The organism is Psychrobacter piscatorii, from assembly GCF_001444505.1.
Classification (GTDB): Bacteria; Pseudomonadota; Gammaproteobacteria; order Pseudomonadales; family Moraxellaceae; genus Psychrobacter; species Psychrobacter piscatorii_B.
In genome coordinates this window covers 1-8,643 of the sequence record NZ_LNDJ01000119.1, presented here as the reverse complement: position 1 = coordinate 8,643, position 8,643 = coordinate 1, and the positions used below count along the sequence as shown (strand labels likewise).

The 8,643-nt window shown below is 44.5% G+C and carries 7 protein-coding genes; 6 read left to right on the top strand and 1 reads right to left on the bottom strand.

What is annotated here, in order from left to right; genetic code table 11:
- Positions 1–468: 468 nt before the first annotated feature.
- Entirely contained in the window at positions 469–1,191 is a 723-nt protein-coding gene (locus AS194_RS12490) for a CHAP domain-containing protein (RefSeq protein WP_025643918.1), read from the top strand.
- A gap of 147 nt (positions 1,192–1,338) precedes the next feature.
- On the opposite strand, the gene cadR is transcribed toward AS194_RS12490, so the two are convergent.
- Entirely contained in the window at positions 1,339–1,749 is a 411-nt protein-coding gene (gene cadR, locus AS194_RS12485; protein ID WP_007394845.1) for a Cd(II)/Pb(II)-responsive transcriptional regulator, read from the bottom strand.
- Between the two features lie 142 nt (positions 1,750–1,891).
- Between cadR and AS194_RS12480 the strand changes: the two genes are divergently transcribed.
- The 5 genes from AS194_RS12480 to ccmI form a co-directional block, all read left to right on the top strand.
- Positions 1,892–4,108: a heavy metal translocating P-type ATPase gene (locus AS194_RS12480; RefSeq protein WP_058025811.1), complete on the top strand. Its 2,217-nt coding sequence runs from the start codon at positions 1,892–1,894 to the stop codon at positions 4,106–4,108.
- Positions 4,109–4,229: 121 nt separating this feature from the next.
- Positions 4,230–6,278, top strand: a complete 2,049-nt coding sequence (locus AS194_RS12475; RefSeq protein WP_025643925.1) for a heme lyase CcmF/NrfE family subunit — start codon at positions 4,230–4,232, stop codon at positions 6,276–6,278.
- Complete coding sequence (locus tag AS194_RS12470) at positions 6,279–6,941, top strand: DsbE family thiol:disulfide interchange protein (RefSeq protein ID WP_011513682.1); 663 nt, start codon at positions 6,279–6,281, stop codon at positions 6,939–6,941.
- 83 nt (positions 6,942–7,024) lie between these two features.
- A complete protein-coding gene (locus AS194_RS12465; RefSeq protein ID WP_020443538.1) occupies positions 7,025–7,507 on the top strand; it encodes a cytochrome c-type biogenesis protein in 483 nt (160 codons plus the stop codon).
- On the top strand, positions 7,504–8,643 hold a 1,140-nt coding region (gene ccmI, locus AS194_RS12460), incomplete at its 3' end, for a c-type cytochrome biogenesis protein CcmI (RefSeq protein WP_058025810.1). The genes AS194_RS12465 and ccmI, both read left to right, overlap by 4 nt.

Here is an 8,643-nt window from a genome sequence, read left to right as displayed (position 1 = left end):
TTAGTTAGACCCTATATAGGGTAATTACTTCATCCAATAGAAAAACGTCTGAGGGTTAAATCTAAATTATAGATTTAACCCTCAGACGTTTTTTTGCTTATAAAACAGTAGAAATTGTGGTCAATCTAGTCAGCTATATTCTGTACATGTTACACAAACTTACATTGTAAAATGTGGGATATTAGCAATTTTTTCGACATCAAAAAAGTATTTTTGGGGTTTTTAAGGGGAATGACAGGCTAAACAACCTATGCTAAAGTCGGCTTTGTGTTTTGGTCAGCAGCTTGATTTGTAACAGCTTCGTAAGACTTCAATGAGCTGTGATCGCCAATAATCATTTTTTATATGAATAATATGCAGCAGAAGTATCAGTCACTATGACATATATATACTTGAGTTATTGAGATTTAATTGACTGCGCTGTTGTTGATAACAGACGATTTTGAATTAACCGTAGGTATTAGATTTATGAAACAGGCTTTATTGATTTTGTCAGTACTGGGTATGGGCATAGCACAAACGAGTGGTGCTGCTATCACAATCTCTCAAACAAATAATACCATCACCAATACTTCTGTGGCATCAAACTACGGTTCATCAAAAAACATCTATAGCACCAAAAGTGGTGCTTATGTTTCTAATAATGATGAAATTAGTCAAGCAATTAGCAACCTAAGTGCGCAGGCCAAGCAAAAAGAGAATCAGCTTTCATCATTAAACAGCCGCTTATACGCTGAAAAACAACAGCAGCAAGTCAATACAGTTCCTGACAGCAATTCAGCCCCCGCTATCGCTGCTGCTCGCGCCTCAAAAGTGGCTTTATCTGGCAGCTCTGGATATTGTGCCCGTTACGTACGTAAAGCACTACAATCAGCTGGTTATGAATTTACACCCAATCCTTCAGCCTATCAGTACGCCACTCGTGGCACGCTTGATAAAGCAGGTTTTAGCAAAATCAGTAATGATATGCCAACCCAAGTAGGTGATGTTATTGTCTATGATCGCTCATCAAAGCGCCCGCATGGCCATATCCAAATCTTTGATGGCGAAAATTGGATTTCTGATTTCCGTCAGAACAGCATCAGCCCATACAGTGGTGTCTATGCTTATACGACATGGCGCGATTCAAAATACGTGGATGACGCATCCGCATCAGATCGTAATATCCACCTTGCTATGAATGATAAATAAGACTTTCTAAGTCAGCACAACATAGTTGTTATTTCCTCCAACCCAGTAGTGATCTTAATATCATTGCTGGGTTTTTTTGTGCTTAACATCAGGGCGTATTTAACCTTTCATGATTTGATCCGTCAGAAATGAACACTACTGATATCATTACTCATGACAGGAGTTATCGACAAGCGCGTTTAAAATGCCACATGATGACGCTGGTGCACTACTTGCACATTTCTGGCGCAAAACGGTCAAGTGATGCTTTAAGTGCATCAGTTCTTCCATTCGTATTTCCACAGCATGAATGTGCTCATCTAGCAAGTTATTCACATCGCCGCAGTCCTTGTCAGGCGACTCCCAGTATTCAAGTAAGATTCGCACATCATCTAAAGCCATATCGAGCGTACGGCAATGTAGGATAAATTGTAGACGCTCAATGTGCTCTTCATTATATAAACGATAATTCCCTTCGCTACGAAAAGGCTCGGGTAATAAACGCTCTTTTTCATAATAGCGAATGGTTTCTACTGTGGCACCTGTGCGTTTAGCGAGCTCACCAATTTTGATTGTCATAACAACCTCTATGATTTAAATAATTAAAGTGGCTGTAAAGACTAGCGCTAGAGAAATTAAAATTACGAAACTGTAGATAAATAACCTTGACTCTAAAGCCACTATAGGGTTCATAATATCATTATTCAAAGGGTAAATTATTATGAAATATCATATTGAAGGTATGGACTGTGCCAGTTGCATCGGCAAGATTGAAACAGCTTTGAAACGTATGCCTGGGGTTTCTGATGTTCAGCTGAATTTCGCTACAGAAACGCTAGAGCTAAATTTAGCCCCTGGTGCGCCGACTCAGGCTAGTGATATCGAAAAAACAATCAAAAGCCTAGGGTTCGGTATATCTGCCAATACTGGTCAACAAACTGTATCGGCTATTGATATTGACAGCGACAATCAGATGGCTCCGCAGGATAAGCGGTGGTGGCAAACTCAAAAAGGCAAACAGGTTGTTGGTCTCGGTATTTTGATGGGCAGCGCTTATGCACTGTCACTACTGTTCCCCGCTTATGGGATATGGGTGTTTGCCATCGCTGTGATTGTAGGCGTTTTTCCATTTGCACGCAAAGCCTTAGCACTGGCTAAAACAGGTTCATTCTTTTCAATTGAAACGCTGATGTCCGTCGCCGTGCTTGGCGCACTTATCATTGGTGAAGCTGAAGAGGCCGCAGCGGTTGTCTTTTTGTTCTCAATCGGTGAACTGTTTGAGAGTATCGCTGCTGATCGCGCTCGCGCTGGCATCAGAGCCTTATCATCGCTGGTTCCGAAAAGTGCGATTTTACTTGATGCTCAAGGTGGGCAGCGTAACGTTCCAGCGACTTCACTACAAGTGAATGACCTTGTGCTGGTGCGTCCTGGAGATAGGGTATCTGCTGATGGTTCCATTGTTCAAGGTGCGTCCAGCCTTGATGATTCGCCCGTGACGGGAGAGTCTGTTCCTGTTGCCAAGACGATGGGTGACAATGTATTTGCAGGGTCAATTAACATCGATGGTGTGCTCCAAGTGCGCGTAGAAAAGACAGCCGCCGATAACACTATTTCGCGCATTATTGATTTGGTAGAGCAAGCGCAAGCTTCCAAAGCACCCACTGCCCGTTTTATTGAGAAATTCAGTCGTTACTATACACCGGCTGTGATGGCTATTGCCGCCCTAATTATCATCGTCCCACCGTTAACCATGGGCGGAGATTGGTCAACTTGGTTATATCGAGGTCTAGCCTTATTATTGATCGCTTGTCCTTGTGCTCTTGTGCTCTCAACACCAGCTGCTATCGCCTCTGGTCTAGCGGTCGGTGCGCGCCGCGGCTTGCTGATCAAGGGCGGTAGTGCTTTAGAAACCATCGGCCAAGTGAAGACAGTCGCTTTTGACAAGACAGGCACTTTAACTGAAGGCAAACCACGCGTGACCGATGTTGTTGACATTACACAAGAGTATTCAAGTGTTCAAGGTCAGGATTCTCAGGATCAGGGTTCTCAAGGTAAAGATAAGGTATTGGCGCTCTTTGCCAGTGTGGAGACAGGTTCTAGTCACCCGCTTGCTGAAGCTATTGTCAGTCATGCCAAAGCCGCCAAAGTTGTCATACCTGTGGCTTCTAAAGCTTCTGCTACTGCGGGTAAAGCGGTACACGCAACTATCGCTGGGCGCGCGCTAGCTATCGGTTCGCCTGTTTATGCCGCAGATGAGGCATCAATTTCAGCCGAGCAACAGGCACAAATCGAGGCGCTGCAAAATGAGGGCAAGACCGTCTCAGTTCTTTTCGATGAGCAAAGTCGAGAAGTGCTTGGATTGGTCGCACTAAGAGACGAGTTACGAGACGACGCTCATGAAGGTGTGGCTCAACTTAAAGCGATGGGTGTGCGCTCCGTCATGCTAACAGGCGACAACCGCTTAACCGCTCAAGCACTTGCCAGTAATTTAGACGTGGAATGGGAAGCTGAGCTGTTGCCTGAGGACAAACTGCGCTTGCTTAACGAGATGAAGAATAACAGCAAAATAGCGATGGTGGGTGATGGTATTAACGATGCGCCAGCACTAGCAACCGCTGATGTTGGCATCGCGATGGGTGGTGGTACCGATGTGGCCATTGAGACGGCCGATATCGCATTATTAAAAAGTCGTGTTACAGACATGGCCCATCTGATTGCACTTTCGCGTGCCACCATGCGCAACATTCATCAGAACGTCATTTTCGCTTTAGGTCTCAAAGGCGTCTTTCTGATCACGACCGTATTCGGCATTACTGGACTATGGATTGCGGTTCTAGCTGATGCTGGAGCAACAGTGCTCGTTACTCTCAATGCGTTACGTTTACTGCGCTTTAAAGGCGCGCCTCCACTGGTAACTCCGCCTAAAGTAGTTAAATAAAACCCTTCGAAATCAATTAAAAACTAGAGATAGCAGCAGATTTCGGGGGTGGGTTCTAATAATAAAAATTCCACCGCCACAGTAAACTGCAACCGCATTAGAGTAAATAAGGTTAGACCGTATGTTGATTACAGAATTGGGCTATTTTGCCTTGCTTACCGCTTTTGTACTGGCGTTATTGCAGGTAATTCTGCCAACTATTGGTGTTATTCGTAACCAAGTTGCTTGGCAACGACTAGCCCCTAGCCTAGCTTGGGCACAGTTTGCCGCCATGATAACGTCATTTGGCGCTTTGATAGCAGGTTTTTATTATAATGATTTTAGCCTCAGTTACGTCGCGCAGCATTCTAATACGCTGTTGCCTTGGTACTATAAGTTATCGGCGACATGGGGCGGACACGAGGGCTCTTTGCTGCTATGGATGACCATCATGGCCACATGGTGTGCACTGGTATCATACTTTAGTCGCGGCTTGCCGTTATCAATGCGTGCGCGGGTATTAGTTATTTTGGCCGGTGTACAGTTAATGATGCTAACGATGCTGATATTTACCTCGTCACCGTTTGAGCGTACCTTACCCAATCTAGCGGTCGATGGCGCTGATTTAAATCCTGTCCTACAAGATTTCGGTCTGATTATTCATCCGCCCATGTTATATATGGGCTATGTGGGTATGGTAGTACCTTTTGCATTTTGTATGGCGGCATTGTGGGAAGGGCGTTTAGATGCTGCTTGGACACGCTGGTCACGTCCATGGGCGCTCGCGGCTTGGGGATTTTTGACCATTGGTATTGCACTGGGCTCGTGGTGGGCCTACTACGAGCTTGGCTGGGGCGGTTGGTGGTTTTGGGATCCGGTAGAGAACGCCTCGTTTATGCCTTGGCTTGTCGGCTTAGCATTGCTGCATTCATTAGCAGTCACTGAAAAGCGCGGGGTGTTTAAAGCATGGACCATCATGCTGGCTATTTTCGCCTTTGCCTTAAGCTTGCTTGGCACGTTCCTGGTACGCTCTGGAGTCCTTACCTCAGTGCATTCGTTTGCCGCTGATCCGACGCGTGGTTTGGTCATCTTAGCTATTCTTGGCATTATCATCGGTAGTGGTCTATTAATGTTTGCCGTTCGCGGTTGGCGTTTAACCGTTGAAAGTCAATATCAGCTGATTTCACGTGAGTCCTTTTTAGTGATCAATAACGCCATCATTTTGATTGCAACCTTAGTGGTGCTGCTCGGCACCCTCTATCCTATTATCGCTGATGCCTTTAGTCTCGGTCAGGTATCTGTAGGGCCTCCATACTTCAATGCGCTGTTTGTGCCTTTGACATGGCTGTTGTTAATCGCTATGGGTATGGGCTCTAATATTCGCTGGAAACAAGATAAGCGTCCGTTACTAGGGGTGGGTATCGCCATTGCCGCTAGTAGTATCGTATTGGCTGCTATTATCGCCTACTTTACCAGTCCATCTGCTATGTTCAATATTGGCGTGACTTTAGCGGTGAGCTTTTGGGTACTGCTATGGATGATCGTTGACTTTAGAGACAAAACCAAGAACGCCCCTAATTTCTTTAAAGGTCTGCGTCAGCTGCGTCTTAGCTATTGGGGTCAACAGACTGCTCATATTGGCGTATTGGTTGCTGTCATTGGCATAGCCTTTACTAGTAGCCTGAGTATTGAGCGTGACGTAGCAATGGGTATTGGCGATACAGTCAATGTTCAAGGTTACGATTTTGAAGTAACTGAATTTTTTGAAATAAAGGGTAGTAACTTTGATGCAACGCAAGCGCAAGTGGTGGTATCCAAAGACGGTCGTGAAGTGGCGAAACTGACTCCAGAAAAGCGTACTTATATTATCAGCACGATGCCAACAACTGAAGCTGCTATTGACCCCAGTCTTATGCGCGATGTTTATGTCGCACTGGGCGAACCTATTGCCGATGGTAGTAACCAATGGGCATTAAGGATTTATGTAAAACCATTAATTCGCTGGATTTGGTTAGGGGCAATTATCATGGCTCTAGGTGGATTAATTAGTATGCTTGATAAACGATACCGCATCAAAAAAATTAAAGCTCCGTTGCTAGTTACTGGTAGTTTGGCTACTTATGGAGTCAATGAGGTAGCTATTGAGCAGGCAATCTCAGTATCGACGATGTCGACACTAAAGGAGAAATAAATGACTATGTCGAATAATACTCCTGAGCAAAAAGATAGCCAAAACAGTAAGCAGCGTAACCCAAAGACAATGAAAAAAAAGCAGACGAAGCTATGGTTCTTAATTCCGCTTATCCTCTTTTTTGGTTTGGTAGTTATATTGTACATGCGCTTAGGTAAACCAACAGACATTGTGACCAATACCGCTCTTGAGCGTCCGGTTCCTACCTTTGAGCTGCCGTTATTAGCAGATACTACCCGTACTATCACCAATGATAATTTGCCGGATAAGCCGTTTTTACTTAATGTTTGGGGCTCATGGTGCCCAACTTGCGTTATTGAGCATCCGTTTTTAATGCAACTAGAAGAGCGCGGCGTTGATATCGTTGGTGTGAATTATAAGGATGAGATTGGTAATGCGCTCAGTTACTTAAACCGAGGCGGTGATCCATTTTCTATGTCTATTCAGGATTCATTGGGTCAGTTTGCTCTAGACTTAGGCATAACTGGTGCGCCCGAAACCTTTGTTGTGGATGGAGATGGCATCATTCGTCAGCATATTGTTGGTGAGATTAATGAAGCCAATTGGCAACAGCGTGTTAAGCCGTGCCTGACAGTACTTAATAAGGCTAATAAGAACAACGATAGTCCTGATCTCATTCAGGTTGAGGAGATGTGCAAATGAACGTTACTCGAATAAGAGCTCCTCAACTAAAACCCAATATAGTTTTAAAACTAGCAAGCTTAATACTAGCGTGTCTGCTTAACATGACGGCAAACGCAGCTATTGACGTATACGATTTTGACTCACCACAGCAAGAAGCTCAGTATCGTGGATTAATAGAAGAGTTTCGCTGCCCAAAATGCCAAAATCAAAACCTTGCAGCCTCTGATGCACCGATTGCACAGGATCTAAAGCAAAAAGTCTATGATTTAATTAAAGATAGACGTAGTGATGCTGAAATACGCGTCTATATGCAAGAGCGCTACGGTGACTTTATTAGCTACAAGCCGCCTATGCGACCATCAACATGGATCCTATGGTTTTTTCCACCACTATTATTGCTCGTCTTAATTATTGGTTGGTTTTGGCAAAGTAAGCGTCGCCAAGTTGTTGCCCGTGGTCAAAGCGGCGTCACAGTGAACAGTACTGCTGCCTTGACCTCTACGGAAAAGGCTGAGCTTGATCGTCTATTATCGCAAGCTGAGAGTGTCGACCACGACATTACTAGCCTAGAGGACAAAAAATGACTCTATTTTCTACTTTTGGCTTATTTGTAACTCTAAGCTTGCTGATTGCTCTTATATTTGCGCTGATTGCTATTATGCCATGGCTACGAGCACCGCGTTTGCAGTCCAAACCAATAGACAATCAACTGCTAGATATTAATGTTGCAGTATTTCGCGAACGTTTAGCTGAGCTACAAACAGATAAAGACAGCGGTACTATTAATAATAGCCATTATCAAAATCAAAAGCTGGAACTGGAGCGTCAGCTATTAGATGTGCAGCGTCAGATAACACCTATGGTCACCCCTGATGTCAAAAGCCGTTTAATTGTCGCAGCTTGGATCCCAATATTGGCTGCAATGGCGTATTTACTAATAGGCAATCGTACGCCCGTGTTTGATTTGTGGACAGCTGAGGACAAAGTAGGACAAGTGGCTGACGACCTATTGACAGCTAAAATTGACAAGCCGCCATCATGGGCGTTTGAAGATGGTCGTCAACTGATTAGCGCCATGCAAACCAATGTTCATCGTAATGCTGATGATCCTAATCGCTGGATGCGCCTATCCGAGCTTTTCTTATCTATGGAGGCAACTGATTCTGCGCTGGAAGCCTTATCTCGTGCCTATCGTTTAGCTCCTGAAAATGAAGAAATCGCCACCACTTATGCTCAGACTAGCTTTTTCGTTAATGAAGGTCAGTTAGACGCCAATATTCGCCGTGTATTACAAGCTATATTAGCTAAGAATCCGCAGCATGAACGGGCTCAAATGCTCATGGCAATGGGTGAGACTCGTAGTAGTAACTTTGCCCAAGCGCAAGGTTGGATTAAACGCTTACAAGGCAGCATTGTGGCCAAACCAGGTGATCATACTAAAGCTTTAGCAAGCTTAGATGAGTTAAGCAACTACGTTAGCACGCAAGAAAAGCAAGCGCTAGAAGGTATTGACGTGACAGTGAAAATTAACGCTAATTTATTACCGTTAGTGAAAGCTGATGATGTGTTGTTTGTTGCGATACGTGACGTTAAAGGAGGTCCACCGTTTGCCGCCAAACGTTTACCCATTAGTATTATCAAGCAAGGTGAGGCTAGTATCCGCTTAAGCAATCTTGATGCGATGATGCCAGATCGCACGTTAAATTCAGCTCGTAGTGAC

Excerpts from the sequence above, each read along its gene's own strand:
- AS194_RS12490 (WP_025643918.1), top strand. The coding sequence starts at position 469 with ATGAAACAGGCTTTATTGATTTTGTCAGTACTGGGTATGGGCATAGCA.
- cadR (WP_007394845.1), bottom strand. The coding sequence starts at position 1,749 with ATGACAATCAAAATTGGTGAGCTCGCTAAACGCACAGGTGCCACAGTA.
- AS194_RS12480 (WP_058025811.1), top strand. The coding sequence starts at position 1,892 with ATGAAATATCATATTGAAGGTATGGACTGTGCCAGTTGCATCGGCAAG.
- AS194_RS12475 (WP_025643925.1), top strand. The coding sequence starts at position 4,230 with ATGTTGATTACAGAATTGGGCTATTTTGCCTTGCTTACCGCTTTTGTA.
- AS194_RS12470 (WP_011513682.1), top strand. The coding sequence starts at position 6,279 with ATGACTATGTCGAATAATACTCCTGAGCAAAAAGATAGCCAAAACAGT.
- AS194_RS12465 (WP_020443538.1), top strand. The coding sequence starts at position 7,025 with ATGACGGCAAACGCAGCTATTGACGTATACGATTTTGACTCACCACAG.